Source organism: Azospirillum sp. (assembly GCF_035628975.1).
Lineage (GTDB): Bacteria > Pseudomonadota > Alphaproteobacteria > Azospirillales > Azospirillaceae > Azospirillum.
Genome location: NZ_DASPIS010000022.1, coordinates 23629 through 38380 on the forward strand (window position 1 = coordinate 23629; position 14752 = coordinate 38380).

Sequence of the window (14752 nt, forward strand, 5' to 3'; positions counted from 1 at the left end):
AACGTGAGCGTGGCGGGAAAAGGGCAAAGCCCGGATCGCCGGCTTAGGCGAACCGGGCTGCCTTTTCGAGCTAATCCGATCAGCCCAGCAGCTTCGCCAGGGCCGCCTCGACCGGCAGTTCTTCCTTCTCGCCGGTGGCGCGGCGCTTCAGCTCGACGACGCCGTTCTTCAGGCCGCGCGGGCCGACGACCAGCTGCCACGGAACGCCGATCAGGTCCATGTCGGCGAACTTCGCGCCGGGACGCTCGTCGCGGTCGTCATAGGCGACCTCCAGGCCGGCCGCTTCGAGCTTGGCGTTCAGTTCGGCGCAGACGCGGTCGGTCTCTGCATCGCCGGACTTCAGGTTGATCAGGCCGACGTTGAAGGGGGCGACGGCGTCCGGCCAGATGATGCCGTTGTCGTCGTGGCTGGCCTCGATGATCGCACCCATCAGGCGCGACACGCCGATGCCGTAGCTGCCCATCTCCACCGGGATCGACTCGCCGTTCGGGCCGGCGACCACGGCATTCATCGGCTTGGAGTATTTGGTGCCGAAGTTGAAGATGTGGCCGACCTCGATGCCGCGGGCCGAGACCAGATCCGATTCCGGAAGCGGGCTGTTGGCCGGATCGTGCTTCTCGTCGGTCGCCGCATAGATGCCGGTGACGCGGTCGAAGAAGGGCTGCAGGTCGTCCTCCATGCCGGGGGCGTCCTTCAGCACGTCCAGGTTCATCCAGTCCTTGTGGCAGAAGACGCCGCTTTCGCCGGTCTCGGCCAGGATGATGAACTCGTGGCTCAGGTCGCCGCCGATGGGGCCGGTGTCGGCGCGCATCGGGATCGCCTTCAGCCCCATGCGGGCAAAGGTGCGCAAGTAAGCCAGGAACATCCTCTGGTACGAACGGCGCGCGCTGTCCGCATCGATGTCGAAGGAGTAGGCGTCCTTCATCAGGAACTCGCGGCCGCGCATCACGCCGAAGCGCGGGCGGATCTCGTCACGGAACTTCCACTGGATGTGGTAGAGGTTCAGCGGCAACTGCCGGTAGCTCTTGACGAAGGAGCGGAAGATGTCGGTGATCATCTCCTCGTTTGTCGGGCCGAACAGCATCTCGCGGTCGTGACGGTCGGTGATGCGCAGCATCTCCTTGCCGTAATCGTCGTAACGGCCGCTCTCGCGCCACAGATCGGCCGACTGGATGGTCGGCATCAGCAGTTCCTGCGCACCGGCGGCGTCCTGCTCCTCGCGGACGATCTGCTCGATCTTGCGCAGAACCCGATAGCCCAGCGGCAGCCAGGCATAGATGCCGGCGCTGGTCTGGCGGATCATCCCGGCCCGCAGCATCAGGCGGTGCGAGACGATCTGCGCCTCGGTCGGGGTCTCCTTGAGGGTCGGCATGAAGAAGCTGGACAGCCGCATGGCTCTGCTCTCGTGTGCGAGGTGTTCGACAAGGCCGCGCGGACATGCTCCATTTTCGAACAGGAGCGGACTCGGGCGGCGGGTGAGCGACTTTAGGAAGGTCGCCCGCACTTGTCCACTGTAAGCCCCCGCTTCCTCCCCTGCCTGTTCCGGCCCTACCGGGCGCGGCAATAGGCGTAGAGGCGGTCCTCTGCCCCCGGATCGATCGGCTGGCCGTTGAGATAGAGCCGGTCGCCGACGACGCTCAGCCAGACCGAGGTCACGTCGTCGGGCAGGAACGGCACCGACGGCAGGACGATGCCCATCCGCCGGGCGAGATCGACCGACAGCGGCAGGTCGATGGGAGTGGGCGGCTGGGCGCCCGCGGTGCCCGGCAGGTCGGCCGGCACCACCGGGCGGCCGTTCACATCCACCCCCGGCCGGTATTCCACATCGGCGGCCGGCACATGGCGGGTCAGCCGCTGGCACAGCGACAAATCGATCACCGGCCGCTCGCGGGCGGCATCGGGGGTCAGCGGAATGGGCCCTGGCAACTGCGGCTGCGATTGCGCCGAAGCGGTGCCGGCCGCCAGAGCCAGCAGGCACGCCGTCAGGCCGGCGCGCAGGGCCTTTGGCGCCGTCACAGCGTGTGCCGCTCGGCCACCAGGGCCGGGTTGCGCATGGCTTTCCAATAGAGCGACAGGTAGGGCATGCCTTTCTCCGCCTCCTCCTGGGTCCGCGCCGACTGGCGGATGTATTTGCCGATGAAGGGCTTGTTCACATGCTCCAGGTCGACCGCGGCCTTCAGCACCAGGAACTCGCCGATCTTGTCCGGCAGATTGTAATGCCATTTCTGCAGGCAGTCCGAGGTCACACCCGGCTTCGCCTGCTCGGGTTCGGGCATATAGAATTCCTGGTGGTGGTACTGCGTGATTTCCTTCCAGGCCTGCGCCACCCGGCCGGGCTTCAGCCGCGGCAGGGCCTTCAGGATGCGGACATCGTCGTGGAACAATGGCAGGAAACCGCGCTTCTCCGCCAGTTCGGTCAGCATGATGTGCAGCCCGGCCATCACGCCGCCCTCCGCGCCACCGCCATGGCCGCTGTCGGACCTCTCCTCGCGCTTGCGGCCGAACAGGGCGCTGAAGAAGCCCTTCTTCGGCTTGGCGCCGCCACCTGCCCCGCCACTGTCCTGCCCGACCTTGCGCTCGTCCCACAGCGAATCCCAGGCATACTCCCAGGCGGTGAAGACGGCATTGGAGCGGTCGTCGAGGACCGTCAGCAGATATTCGCGCCCCTCCCGCGCCCAATCGACGTCGCCGACAATTGCGCGCACCGGCCGGCGGCTGAGCACGACCGGCAGGATGCCGACACGCACGAGGTCCTGATAGAACTCGACGAAGGACGGCGTCTGGATGAAAGGCAGCATGGAGCAAGGCTGCTGATCCGGCGCCAGCAACTCCATGCTTTTCCTGGTCCGCTCCAACAGTTCGGTCGTCAGAACCGCGGCGAACTGATCGAACCGTTCGTTTTCGTTCGCGGCCATCGGCGCCTCGACTGTCGTCCTTCTTCTGACGCCCGCCGGAACGGGCGATGACCGGCTTGTCCGATCGGCCAATGCGGACGGCCACCTGGGCGGCGCGTGCCTCCGGGCGGCGTTCTTTGCGACCATTCCCGCCGGAAAGGGAGAAACCCCAGGGCAGAGGCGGGCCGAGCAACGCTACCAAGGAAACCGTTAACGTTTTCTGGACCTGCAGCGGAAATTTCCCGTCCGCAGGCAAACAATCGGCATCGCGGATAAAGAAAGGCCGCGCGGCAAATGCGGCGCGGCCTGTCGAGTTTAGGGAGGAATCGCCACCAGGCGTCGGAAAGGGAGGAAGAACCTCCCTCGTCACAGCAAAAGTGTGGACCCGAGCCGATCCCGTGGCAAGCCTAAAACTGAGGCAGAGCCCTGTCATGCTCAAAGTTTTTGCAATTTTGCCCAGCCTTTCGGCGATTGCCGCCGTTCTGACCGGGACATTGCCTATTTCACGGGCTCATACCCGCGATAGCCGTTGTCGACCGCGGCTTTCCAGGGCGGACTCTGCGCCAGGACGGCGGCGTGGACCGGGCAGTCCGGCTGATGCGCGCCCGGCAGGTAGCCGAGGCTCATCAGAAATTCGCCGACGATCTCGCCGCCGGTGAAGCGAAAGGTCCGGCCGAACAGCTTCACCCATTCCGCTTTGGTCAGCGGATGGTGGGCGCGCAGCCAGCCGTCGAATGAACCGTGGGTTTCGCGCAATGCGATGATGCGGCGGGCATTCTCGATCACCGCATCGACCTTCAGGCGGTTGCGGATGATGCCGGCGTCGGCCAGCAGCCGTGCCCGCTCCGCCTCGCCATAGGCGGCGACCCGATCGATGTCGAAATCGTCGAAGGCGGCGCGGAACGCCTCGCGCTTCTTCAGAATGGTCAGCCAGGACAGCCCGGCCTGGTTGATCTCCAGAACGAGCCGCTCGAACAGCACCCGGTCGTCGCCGCTCGGGAAGCCGTATTCGCCGTCATGGTAGGGACCATGGTGGGGATGGCCGGGTGCGGCCGCGCAGTAGGTCAGGCTCACCCCGCCCTCTCCTCTCCGGTCGGTCAGTACATATGCCGCGCCATCTCGCGGAAGGAGATGATCCCGGATTGTTCCACGCCGAAGATCACCAGCCAAACCAGCAGGGCGACCACCGACGTGATCATGAACTTGCGCAGGATGCGCGGTTCGACAGGCGCGGAAGAGGCCATGCCGGGCTCCGGCTCGTCCGGCGTCCTGACACCCCAGGGCAGCACCCCGAACAGCACCACCCACCACACGACGATATAGACGAAGACCGCCGTCACCCAGTTGTCCATCGCCCTCTCCGCGCTCCAGTCCCGTCAGGCAGGGTCAGGCCTGTTCCAGTTCCACAAGCGTCCCGCAAAAGTCCTTGGGGTGCAGGAACAGGACCGGCTTGTCGTGGGCGCCGATCTTGGGCTCGCCGTCGCCGAGCACGCGGGCACCCTGCTCCTTGATCCGGTCGCGGGCGGCGAGGATGTCGTCCACCTCGTAGCAGATGTGGTGGATGCCGCCGGACGGATTCTTTTCCAGGAAGCCGGCAATCGGCGACTTCTCGCCGAACGGATGCAGCAGCTCGATCTTGGTGTTGGGCAGGGTGACGAAGACGACGGTCACGCCGTGCGGCGGCAGATCCACCGGCTGCGACACCGCGGCACCCAGCGTGTCGCGGTAGAGCGCCGTCGCCGCCGGCAGGTCCGGAACGACGATGGCGACGTGGTTGAGCTTCCCGATCATGCGTGTCCTCTCGCTGGCTTTCCGTTCGGCCCGTTATCGGGCTCTGATAAGCCTGTTATACACAATTTCCGTCAGACGCGGACCAGATGGACCTCCGTCACCGGCTTCTTGCCATGGGTCGCATTGAAGCAGCGGCGCACGGCGATCCGCGCCGCCTCCTTCACCTGAGCATCGTCGGCCCGCGCCGATTTCGGCAGCATCGCCACCGATTCGCGCACCGCGTCAATCACATCGAGCAGAATGTCGCGGTCGGTCGCCTCGTCGATCAGCCCCATCACCGCCATCTGCGGCGCGGTCAGCAGTTCGCCCGTTCCGGTCATGACCAGCGTCACCACGGCGGCACCATTGTTCACCATGCGGTTGCGCGCCCGCATCATGCCGGTGTCGAGCGGCACCAGCCGCTTGCCGTCCACCGCCATGCGGCCGGACCGCACATGGGCCACCACCTGAGCGCCCTCCACCCCGTCGAGCCGGATCAGTTCGCCATTGGCCGGCACGATGCTGTGGGCAACCTGACAATCCTCGGCCAAAGCGGCGTGGGCCTGCTGGTGGCGCTGCTCGCCATGGACCGGCACCGCGATGCGCGGACGCACCCACTGGTACATGCGCACCAGTTCGTCCCGCGCCGGATGGCCGGAGACATGGACCGCCGCCTCGTCCGCCGTCACCAGCTCGACCCCCTGGGCGACCAGCTGGTTCTGCATGCGGCCGATGGCCCGCTCGTTGCCGGGGATCTCGCGGGAGGAGAAGATCACCACGTCGCCGCGCGACAGGGTCACCTGCGGATGGTCGTTGGCGGCGATGCGGGCAAGGGCGGAGCGCGGCTCCCCCTGGCTGCCGGTACAGATCAGCACCAGCTTTTCCCGCGGCAGGTAGCTGGCGTCATGCTCCGACAGGAATTTCGGCACGCCGGCCAGATAGCCGCTGGCCCGCGCCGCCTCGTTGATCCGCCACAGGGACCGTCCGACCAACGCCACGTGGCGGTCGTGGGCGGCGGCGGCGGCGGCGATGCTCTCCAGCCGCGCCACGTTGGTCGCGAAACAGCTGACGGCGATTCGCGAGTCGCGGTAGCGCCCGAACAGCTCCATCAGCGAGGCGCGCACCGTCGCCTCCGACCCGGCGGAGCCCGGAACCAGCGCGTTGGTGCTGTCGCCGACCAGCGCCAGCACCCCTTCGTCACCGATGGCGCGCAGCCGCGCCTCGTCGGCGATGTCGCCGACCAGCGGATCGGGGTCCAGCTTCCAGTCGCCGGTGTGCAGGACGGTGCCGGCGGAGGTGCGGATGGCGAGCGCGTTCGGCTCAGGAATCGAATGCGTCATGGTGACGTATTCGACGGAGAAGGGACCGATCTCCACCGTGCCGCCCAGCGGAATCTCGTGGATCGGAACCGTCGCGCTCAGCCCCTTCTCATGCAGCTTGGCGCGCAGGAAGGCTGCGGTGAAGGGCGTGCAATAGACCGGGCAGCGCAGTTCCGGCCACAGATACTGTACGGCGCCGAGATGGTCCTCATGCGCATGGGTCAACACCAGCCCGACCAGATCCTGCCGCCGCTCGGCGATGAATGCCGGGTCGGGCATGATCACGTCGAGGCCAGGCATGGTGTCGTCGGCGAAGGAGATGCCGAGGTCCACCATCAGCCACTTGCCCTGATGGCCGTAGAGGTTGAGGTTCATCCCGATCTCGCCGGAACCGCCGAGCGGGAGGAAATACAGGGCGCCATCCTCCGGAACGAAGGTGTCCGCCGGGGCTGCAGGGGTTCCGGCGGCTGTCTTGGAGGATTGTGTCATTGGACCGTGTTGCGCTTGTGGATCAGGAGGAGACCGCGGAGCGTCAGCTCATTGTCGGTGTGTTCGATCACATGGGTAGCCTTGGCGAAAAGAACAGCCAATCCGCCAGTGGCGACAACCCGCATCGGTTCGCCGTACTCCGCCCGGATGCGGGCCACCAGCCCTTCGATCAGGCCGACATACCCCCAGAAGATGCCCGACTGCATGCAGGCGATGGTGTTCCTGCCGATCACGTGGTCCGGCGGCTGGATCTCGACCCGCGGCAGCTTGGAGGCGGCCATCTGCAGCGCCTCCAACGACAGGTTCAGCCCCGGTGCGATCACGCCGCCGCAATAGTTGCCGTCGGCATCCACCACGTCGAAGGTCGTCGCCGTGCCGAAATCGATGACGATCAGCGGGGTCTTGTAGGTCGCGGCGGCTGCCACCGTGTTGACAAGCCGGTCGGCCCCGACCTCCTCCGGCCGGTCGACCAGCGCCTTGGCGCCCAATTCGACGCCGGGCTGGCCGACGATCACCGGTTCGCAGCCGAAATGATCCTTGCACAGGCGCTTCAGGTTGAAGGTGGCGCCGGGCACGACGCTGGCGATGATGGCGCCATGGATGTCGACCGGCTTCAGCCCTTTCAGCGCCATCAGGTGCGTCAGCCACACCATGTATTCGTCGGAGGTGCGTTTGGGATCGGTCGCCGTGCGCCAGATGCCGCGCTGGCGGTCGCCGTCATAGATGGCGAACACCACATTCGTGTTTCCGGCGTCGATGGCTAGCAGCATGGCGTGGTCCTGAAGGCGATGGGCACTTGGGATTAGCTGGCGGCGGGAGGCGCGAAGAACACGTCCCCGGCGGCGATCCGCTGGCGCGGTCCGCCGTCCGTTGGATCAAGCAACAGAACGCCGTCGCTGTCCAGATCGGCGAAGGTGCCGGGGATCGTCCGATCGGCCAGCCTGACCAGGATCGGCCCGCCCAATCCGCGGGCCCGAGCCAGCCACGCTTCACGCACCGGAGCGAAGCCATAAGCGCGCCAGCGCCCATACCAGTCCGCCAGATGGCCGGCAAAGACCTCCAGCAGCGCGCCTGCCCCCATCGGCGGCGCCCCCTCCGCGATCAGCGATGTCGCGCCGTAATCGGCGGTCGCGGGAAAATGCCGCAGGTTGATGCCGACGCCCAGCACCACCCAGGCGACCGTACCGTCCGCCGCAGGCTCCGACTCGAGGAGGATGCCGGACAGCTTGCGGTCTTGCACCAGCACGTCGTTCGGCCATTTGCAGCGCACGCCGCCGGGATCGGGCAGCACGGATTCGGCGGTCTCGGCGATGGCCAGCGCGGCGACGAAGGAAACCTGTGCGGCTTCCGCCGGTGGCATCCCGGGCCGCAGGATCGTCGAGCTGTAGAGATTGCCTTCGGGCGAGGTCCAGGCCCGGCCGCGTCGGCCGCGCCCGCTTTCCTGGCGGCGGGCCCAGACGATGGTGCCTTCGGGTGCCCCTGAACGCGACAAGGCCTTCGCTTCGTCGTTCGTACTGCCGACGGAGTCGAAGGCCTTGACCTGGAAGCCGGGAGGCAGGCGCAGACGCGCCGCCTCCGCTTCGAGCGATACCGTCATCGGTCCGCCGTCACCCGGCGAACAGGGCCGCCGCAGCAGCAGCCGCACCGTTCAGGATCGGCGCCGGAGCGACGAAGAACAGCAGGGTGAACAGGCTGGTGACAACCAGGACGCCGGTCATGCCGTCGTCGTCCACCTTGTCGACCACAACCGCGGGCTCATCGAAATACATGATCTTGATGATGCGCAGGTAGTAGAAGGCGCCCACGACGCTCGTCAGCACGCCGATCACGGCCAACGTGTATTCCTGTGCCGCGACGGCGGCCAGGAAGACGTACAGCTTGCCGAAGAATCCGGCCATCGGCGGGATGCCGGCCATGGAGAACATGAAGATCGCCATGGTCGCGGCCAGCATCGGGTTGGTCTTCGACAGACCGGCGAAGTCCTTGATCTCCTCCAGCATCTGGCCCTTGGCCTTCATGCTGAGGATGACCGCGAAGGCGCCGATGTTCATGGCGATGTAGAGCGCCATGTAGATCAACACGCCGCGCACGCCGTCCTGGGTGCCGGTGGTCAGGCCGACCAGGGCGTAACCGACGTGGCCGATGGAGCTGTAGGCCATCAGGCGCTTGATGTTCGTCTGCATGATGGCGACGAAGGACCCGATCACCATCGACAGCACGGCGGCGGCGACCAGCACCTGATGCCACTGGGCGGCGAGATGGCCGAACGGCTCGATCACCACCCGGGTCAGCAGCGCGATGGCTGCGACCTTCGGGGCCGCCGCGAAGAAGGCGGTCACCGGGGTCGGCGCGCCCTCATAGACGTCCGGGGTCCACATATGGAACGGGGCCGCGGAGATCTTGAAGGCCAGGCCAGCCATCACGAACACGAGGCCGATCACCAGCCCCGGCGACACGTGGGCGCCGCCGGCGAACAGCGCCGCCACCTTGTCGAACGAGGTCGTGCCGGCGAAGCCGTAGACCAGCGACGCACCGTACAGCAGCATGCCCGAGGAGAGCGAGCCGAGGACGAAGTATTTCAGGCCAGCTTCAGACGACTTGGCGCTGTCGCGGCGGAAGGCCGCGATGACGTAGAGCGCAAGGCTCTGAGTCTCAAGGCCAACATACAGAGAGATGAAATCGTTGGCCGAGATCATCATCAGCATGCCGAGGGTCGCGAAGACCATCAGCACCGGGAACTCGAAGCGGGCCATCTGCTCCCGCTCGTTGAAACCGAGCGAGAGGACGACCGCGAAGGCCGCGGACACCAGCACCAGCACCTTCATGAAGACGCCGAAGGCGTCCATCACGAACATGCCGTTGAAGGTGACGATGCGGCCGCTGCCGTAGCCCATCGCCAGGACGGCGGCGAGCAGCATGCAGACGATCGACAGGTAGGAGACGGGACGGGTGAAGCCGTCGCCGCGGAACACGCCCAGCATCAGCAGGGCGACGCCCGAGAGTGCCAGGAAGATCTCCGGCAGGGCCGGCCAGATGTCGGGAAACACTGCGGTCATGTCGAAGAACCCCTTACCGAGCGGCGACCGAGACGCCGGACGCGGCGTGCGACGCGGCCAGCTTGGTCTGGTAGGTCTGGATCAGCTGCTCGACCGATGCCGAGGTGACGTTCAGGAAGCTGCTGGGATAGACGCCCATCCACAGGACGACGGCGACCAGCGGCAGGAACACCGCGATTTCGCGCGGGGTTATGTCGAACATCGCCTTGACGTCCGGCTTCACGAGCTTGCCGTAGACGATGCGGCGGTACAGCCACAGCGCGTAGGCGGCACCCAGCACCATGCCGGTGGCGGCCAGGGCGGCGACCCAGGTGTTGTCGCGGAAGACGCCGAGCAGCACCAGGAACTCGCCGACGAAACCGGCGGTGCCCGGCAGGCCGACCGAGGCCATGGTCATGAACAGGAAGATCACCGCGTATTTCGGCATGTTCTTCACGAGGCCGCCGTAGCGGGCGATCTCGCGGGTGTGCAGCCGGTCATAGACGACGCCGACGCACAGGAACAGGGCTCCCGACACGATGCCGTGCGACAGCATCTGGAAGATCGAGCCCTCGATGCCCTGCTGGTTCAGCGCGAACATGCCGATGGTGACGAAGCCCATGTGCGCGACCGACGAATAGGCGATCAGCTTCTTCATGTCCTCCTGGGCGAGAGCGACGAGCGAGGTGTAGATCACGGCGACGACCGACAGGGTGTAGATCAGCGGCGCGAAATACTCGGTCGCTTCCGGCAGGATCGGAATGTTGAAGCGCAGGAAGCCGTAGCCACCCATCTTCAGCAGCACGCCGGCCAGGATGACCGAACCGGCGGTCGGTGCCTCGACGTGGGCGTCCGGCAGCCAGGTGTGGACCGGCCACATCGGCACCTTCACAGCGAAGGAGGCGAAGAAGGCGAGCCACAGCCACAGCTGCATGTTGCGCGGGAACTGGGTGGCGGTGATGGTCGGGATGTCGGTGGTGCCGGCCACGAAATACATGGCCAGGATCGCCAGCAGCATCAGGACCGAGCCGAGCAGCGTGTAGAGGAAGAACTTGAAGGCGGCATAGACGCGGCGCGGACCGCCCCAGACACCGATGATTAGGAACATCGGGATCAGGACGCCTTCGAAGAACATGTAGAACAACACGAAGTCCAGCGCGCAGAACATCCCGATCATCAGGGTTTCCAGCGCGAGGAAGGCCATCATGTATTCCTTCACCCGGACCTGCACCGACTCCCAGCTCGCCAGGATGCACAGCGGCATCAGAAAGCCCGACAGGACGACGAACAGCACCGAAATGCCGTCGACGCCCATGTGGTAGTTGATGCCGAATTCCGGGATCCAGCCCGCCTTCTCGACCATCTGGTAGCCGGGATTGCGCGGATCGAAGTTGGCCCAGACGAGCAGGGTCAGCACGAAGGTGACGAGCGTCGTCCACAGCGAGATGTACCGCACGTTCCGCAGCACGTCCGGGGAATTGCCCCGGCAGAACAGCAGGATCAGCGCGACGCCCACGAGCGGCAGGAAGGTCGCGAACGACAGGATCGGCCAGCTAGCCATTGTTGTTGTTCTCCTTCGATACCGCTCAGCCGAAGACCGACAGCCAGGCGACGAACAGGACGACCCCGATCACCATGGCAAAGGCGTAATGATAGACGTAACCGGACTGCAGACGGCTGGCGCGCGCCGCGACGTCGCGGGTGGCGGCGGCGACGCCGTCGGGACCGACGCCGTCGATCACCGCACCGTCGCCCGCCTTCCACAGCCCATAGCCCAGGGCCTTGGCCGGACGGGTGAACAACGCGTCATACAGCTCGTCGAAGTACCACTTGTTGTAGAGGAACTGGTGGATGCCGCGGAAGGTGCCGGCGATCTTGCCCGGCAGGCCCGGCATCATGATGTAGCCGACATAAGCCATGGCGATGCCGATCAGGCCGACCACCAGCGGGGCCAGCTTGACCCAGCCCGGCGTGTGGTGGTGAGCGGCCTCGATCGTGTCGTGGTCCTGCAGGACCATCAGGGCCTTGCCCCAGAACTCGGCACGGTCGTGACCGATGAACCACTCGTGGAAGCCGACACCGGCGAACAGCGCGCCGAGGGTCAGCACCGCCAGCGGCACCAGCATGACGACCGGCGATTCATGGGCGTGGTCGTACACCTCCTTGTCCATCCGCGGCGTGCCGTGGAAGGTCATGAACAGGAGACGCCAGGAGTAGAAGGCGGTCAGCAGCGCGGCTGCGATGCCGAGCGCGAAGGCGAAGCGCCCAACCCCGCTGCCCGACGCGAAGGCCGCCTCCAGGATCATGTCCTTGGAATAATAGCCGGCGAAGAAGGGCAGACCGGCCAGCGCCAAGTTGCCGATCCACATCATCGCGTAGGTGACGGGGATCTTGCGCCAGACGCCACCCATCTTGCGCATGTCCTGTTCATGGTGCAGGGCATGGATGACCGAGCCGGCACCAAGGAACAGCAGAGCCTTGAAGAAGGCGTGCGTGAACAGGTGGAACATGGCGGCGCTGTAGGCCGACACGCCGATGGCGAAGAACATGTAGCCGAGCTGGGACATCGTCGAATAGGCGATGACCCGCTTGATGTCGAATTGCGTGAAGCCGATCGTCGCCGCCACGAAGGCGGTCAGGCCGCCGACCACCGCGACGACTTCCAGCGCCGTCGGCGCGTATTCGAACACCGGCGACAGGCGGCAGAGCATGAAGACGCCGGCCGTCACCATGGTGGCGGCGTGAATGAGCGCCGACACCGGGGTCGGGCCTTCCATCGCGTCCGGCAGCCAGGTGTGCAGGCCGAGCTGCGCCGACTTGCCCATGGCGCCCATGAACAGCAGCAGGCAGGCGATGGTCAGGCCGTTGAAGTCCCAGCTGAGGAAATGCAGCGTCTCGCCGGTCAGCGTCGGGGCCTTGGCGAAGATCGCGTCGAACTGGACGGAGCCGGTCAGCACGAAGATCGCGAAGATGCCGAGCGCGAAGCCGAAGTCGCCGACGCGGTTGACCAGGAAGGCCTTCATGGCTGCGGCGTTGGCCGAGGGCTTCTCGTACCAGAAGTTGATCAGCAGGTAGGAGGCGAGACCGACGCCTTCCCAACCGAAGAACAGCTGAACCAGGTTGTCAGCCGTCACCAGCATCAGCATGGCGAAGGTGAACAGCGACAGGTAGCCCATGAAGCGCGGCTTCTGCGGATCCTCGGCCATGTAGCCGATGGAGTAGACGTGCACGCAGGCCGAGACGGTGTTGACGACGATCAGCATCACCGCGGTGAGCTGGTCGACGCGCAGCGCCCACTTCACGTCCAGCGTGCCGCTCTGGATCCAGGTCATCAGCTCGATGGTGCGCGGATGACCGCCCACGGCGACGTCGAAGAACAGGACCCAGGACAGGATCGCCGAGACCAGCACGGCACCAGCGGTCACGAACTGCGAGACGCGGTCGCCGACGGTCGGCGGACCGGCGACGACATGGTGGTCGTCGTGGGCGTCGTCGTGCGCGTGGTCCAGCTCGTCGTGCGAGATGTGGTGGGCATGATCGTCATGGGCGTGGGCGATCTGGGCGTGCCCGTGATCGTCATGGCCATGACCGTGGCTTCCGTGACCCGCAGCCGCCGGCTCGGCCTTCGGCCCGCCGAACAGCGCGATCGATCCGGCGACGAGGAACGCCAGGAGCGGAAGGAATACGACTAGCACTTCCATGGCGCCGCCTCAGCCCTTCATCATGTTGATGTCTTCGACTCGGATCGAGCCGCGGTTGCGGAAGTAGACCACCAGGATGGCGAGGCCGATGGCCGCCTCGGCGGCGGCGACGGTCAGGATGATCATGGCGAAGATCTGGCCGACCAGATCGTGCAGGAAGGTCGAGAAGGCGACGAGGTTGAGGTTCACCGCCAGCAGCATCATCTCGATCGACATCAGGATGATGATGACGTTCTTCCGGTTCAGGAAGATTCCCAGCACACCCAGCGTGAAGATGATGGCCGAGACCGTCAGGTAATGTCCGAGACCGATCTCCATGATCACACGCCCTCCCCGGTCGTGACCTTGCGAATGACGACCACGTCTTCCCGGCGACGGGAGATCTGGGCGCCGACATTCTGTTTGCGCACGCCCGGACGATGCCGCAGCGTCAGCACGATGGCGCCGATCATGGCGATCAGCAGGACGATGCCCGACGCCTGGAACAGGTAGACGTACTGCGTGTACATCAGCCGGCCGAGCGCATGGGTGTTCGTCACCTGATCGAGCGCCGGCGTCGGCGCACCGGCGACGGCGGCGACGTTGGGAGCCACGATCCAGCCGCCCAGCACGGCCGCCAGTTCCGCCAGCAGGATCAGCCCGACGAGCGCGCCCAGCGGCAGCGCCTCCATCGCACCCTTGCGCAGCTCGCGGAAGTTGATGTCGAGCATCATCACCACGAACAGGAACAGCACGGCCACGGCGCCGACATAGACGATGATGAGAATCATCGCGATGAACTCGGCGCCCATCAGGACGCAGAGACCGGCCGCCTGGAAAAAGGCGAGGATCAGGAAAAGGACCGAATGAACGGGGTTCCGCGCCGAGATGACCATCACACCGGAGGCCACCAGCAGCGCGGCGAACACGTAGAAGGCGATGCCTTGGAGTATCATCGTTTTTCTCGCTTCCGCTTACCGGTAAGGAGCCTCGGCCGCGAGGTTCTGGGCGATTTCCGCCTCCCAGCGGTCGCCGTTCGCCAGCAGCTTCTGCTTGTTGTAGAAGAGCTCTTCACGGGATTCGGTGGAGAACTCGAAGTTCGGCCCCATGACCACCGCGTCGACCGGGCAGGCCTCCTGGCACAGGCCGCAGTAGATGCACTTGGTCATGTCGATGTCGTAGCGCGTCGTGCGGCGGCTGCCGTCGTCACGCGGTTCGGCCTCGATGGTGATGGCGAGAGCCGGGCACACCGCTTCGCAAAGCTTGCACGCGATGCAGCGCTCTTCGCCATTCGCATAGCGGCGGAGCACATGCTCGCCGCGGAAGCGCGAGCTGATGGGGCCCTTCTCATAGGGATAGTTGATCGTGACCTTGGGCTTGAACATGTAGCGCAAGGTCAGCGCCATGCCGCCCAGCAGCTCGGTCAGGAACAGGCTGCGCGCCGCGCGGTCGAGGAACGCCATGGCCTCTTCGTCTCCTTCCTCGCCGGCGGACGCCCTTTTGTTCGGACGGCTCGCCGGCACTCAAATCGACACATCAATGATGGGTTCGGTGCAGGCTGGCTT

General features: G+C 65.7%; 15 protein-coding genes. All 15 read right to left on the bottom strand.

Translation table 11 applies throughout. The features are described from left to right. Positions 1 to 79 precede the first annotated feature (79 nt). Positions 80 to 1393: a proline--tRNA ligase gene (gene proS, locus VD964_RS04340; RefSeq protein WP_324865939.1), complete on the bottom strand. Its 1314-nt coding sequence runs from the start codon at positions 1391 to 1393 to the stop codon at positions 80 to 82. A gap of 155 nt (positions 1394 to 1548) precedes the next feature. After that, positions 1549 to 2016, bottom strand: a complete 468-nt coding sequence (locus VD964_RS04345) for a hypothetical protein (protein ID WP_324865941.1) — start codon at positions 2014 to 2016, stop codon at positions 1549 to 1551. Then, the gene (locus VD964_RS04350; protein ID WP_324865943.1) at positions 2013 to 2915 is read right to left on the bottom strand and encodes a hypothetical protein; all 903 of its coding nucleotides are present in this window, start codon (positions 2913 to 2915) and stop codon (positions 2013 to 2015) included. Before VD964_RS04350 ends, VD964_RS04345 begins: the two co-directional genes overlap by 4 nt. A 477-nt stretch (positions 2916 to 3392) precedes the next feature. After that, the gene (locus VD964_RS04355; RefSeq protein ID WP_324865945.1) at positions 3393 to 3968 is read right to left on the bottom strand and encodes a DNA-3-methyladenine glycosylase I; all 576 of its coding nucleotides are present in this window, start codon (positions 3966 to 3968) and stop codon (positions 3393 to 3395) included. A 23-nt stretch (positions 3969 to 3991) separates the two neighbouring features. Then, a complete protein-coding gene (locus VD964_RS04360) occupies positions 3992 to 4246 on the bottom strand; it encodes a DUF1467 family protein (protein WP_324865947.1) in 255 nt (84 codons plus the stop codon). A 34-nt stretch (positions 4247 to 4280) separates the two neighbouring features. Then, on the bottom strand, positions 4281 to 4685 hold the full coding sequence (gene mce, locus VD964_RS04365) for a methylmalonyl-CoA epimerase (protein ID WP_324865949.1): 405 nt from the start codon (positions 4683 to 4685) through the stop codon (positions 4281 to 4283). 71 nt (positions 4686 to 4756) lie between these two features. Beyond that, positions 4757 to 6472 (bottom strand): ribonuclease J, encoded by a 1716-nt coding sequence (locus VD964_RS04370; RefSeq protein WP_324865951.1) that lies wholly within the window; start codon positions 6470 to 6472, stop codon positions 4757 to 4759. Then, on the bottom strand, positions 6469 to 7242 hold the full coding sequence (locus tag VD964_RS04375) for a type III pantothenate kinase (protein WP_324865953.1): 774 nt from the start codon (positions 7240 to 7242) through the stop codon (positions 6469 to 6471). Before VD964_RS04375 ends, VD964_RS04370 begins: the two co-directional genes overlap by 4 nt. 32 nt (positions 7243 to 7274) lie before the next feature. Beyond that, positions 7275 to 8069 (bottom strand): biotin--[acetyl-CoA-carboxylase] ligase, encoded by a 795-nt coding sequence (locus VD964_RS04380; protein WP_324866115.1) that lies wholly within the window; start codon positions 8067 to 8069, stop codon positions 7275 to 7277. 10 nt (positions 8070 to 8079) lie between these two features. Continuing rightward, the gene (nuoN, locus tag VD964_RS04385; RefSeq protein ID WP_324865955.1) at positions 8080 to 9528 is read right to left on the bottom strand and encodes an NADH-quinone oxidoreductase subunit NuoN; all 1449 of its coding nucleotides are present in this window, start codon (positions 9526 to 9528) and stop codon (positions 8080 to 8082) included. Between the two features lie 13 nt (positions 9529 to 9541). Next, entirely contained in the window at positions 9542 to 11068 is a 1527-nt protein-coding gene (locus VD964_RS04390; protein ID WP_149222103.1) for an NADH-quinone oxidoreductase subunit M, read from the bottom strand. A gap of 25 nt (positions 11069 to 11093) precedes the next feature. After that, positions 11094 to 13208: an NADH-quinone oxidoreductase subunit L gene (gene nuoL, locus VD964_RS04395; protein WP_324865958.1), complete on the bottom strand. Its 2115-nt coding sequence runs from the start codon at positions 13206 to 13208 to the stop codon at positions 11094 to 11096. A gap of 9 nt (positions 13209 to 13217) precedes the next feature. Next, positions 13218 to 13526 (bottom strand): NADH-quinone oxidoreductase subunit NuoK, encoded by a 309-nt coding sequence (gene nuoK, locus VD964_RS04400; protein WP_014248409.1) that lies wholly within the window; start codon positions 13524 to 13526, stop codon positions 13218 to 13220. A 2-nt stretch (positions 13527 to 13528) separates the two neighbouring features. After that, entirely contained in the window at positions 13529 to 14143 is a 615-nt protein-coding gene (locus VD964_RS04405) for an NADH-quinone oxidoreductase subunit J (protein ID WP_324865963.1), read from the bottom strand. An 18-nt stretch (positions 14144 to 14161) separates the two neighbouring features. Next, positions 14162 to 14650, bottom strand: coding sequence for an NADH-quinone oxidoreductase subunit NuoI (gene nuoI / locus VD964_RS04410; protein WP_014248411.1), 489 nt, complete (start codon positions 14648 to 14650; stop codon positions 14162 to 14164). Positions 14651 to 14752 lie beyond the last annotated feature (102 nt).

Excerpts from the sequence above, each read along its gene's own strand:
- nuoN (WP_324865955.1), bottom strand. The coding sequence starts at position 9,528 with ATGACCGCAGTGTTTCCCGACATCTGGCCGGCCCTGCCGGAGATCTTC.
- nuoK (WP_014248409.1), bottom strand. The coding sequence starts at position 13,526 with ATGGAGATCGGTCTCGGACATTACCTGACGGTCTCGGCCATCATCTTC.
- VD964_RS04370 (WP_324865951.1), bottom strand. The coding sequence starts at position 6,472 with ATGACACAATCCTCCAAGACAGCCGCCGGAACCCCTGCAGCCCCGGCG.
- VD964_RS04405 (WP_324865963.1), bottom strand. The coding sequence starts at position 14,143 with ATGATACTCCAAGGCATCGCCTTCTACGTGTTCGCCGCGCTGCTGGTG.
- VD964_RS04390 (WP_149222103.1), bottom strand. The coding sequence starts at position 11,068 with ATGGCTAGCTGGCCGATCCTGTCGTTCGCGACCTTCCTGCCGCTCGTG.
- proS (WP_324865939.1), bottom strand. The coding sequence starts at position 1,393 with ATGCGGCTGTCCAGCTTCTTCATGCCGACCCTCAAGGAGACCCCGACC.
- VD964_RS04350 (WP_324865943.1), bottom strand. The coding sequence starts at position 2,915 with ATGGCCGCGAACGAAAACGAACGGTTCGATCAGTTCGCCGCGGTTCTG.
- nuoI (WP_014248411.1), bottom strand. The coding sequence starts at position 14,650 with ATGGCGTTCCTCGACCGCGCGGCGCGCAGCCTGTTCCTGACCGAGCTG.
- VD964_RS04380 (WP_324866115.1), bottom strand. The coding sequence starts at position 8,069 with ATGACGGTATCGCTCGAAGCGGAGGCGGCGCGTCTGCGCCTGCCTCCC.
- VD964_RS04360 (WP_324865947.1), bottom strand. The coding sequence starts at position 4,246 with ATGGACAACTGGGTGACGGCGGTCTTCGTCTATATCGTCGTGTGGTGG.
- nuoL (WP_324865958.1), bottom strand. The coding sequence starts at position 13,208 with ATGGAAGTGCTAGTCGTATTCCTTCCGCTCCTGGCGTTCCTCGTCGCC.
- VD964_RS04375 (WP_324865953.1), bottom strand. The coding sequence starts at position 7,242 with ATGCTGCTAGCCATCGACGCCGGAAACACGAATGTGGTGTTCGCCATC.
- mce (WP_324865949.1), bottom strand. The coding sequence starts at position 4,685 with ATGATCGGGAAGCTCAACCACGTCGCCATCGTCGTTCCGGACCTGCCG.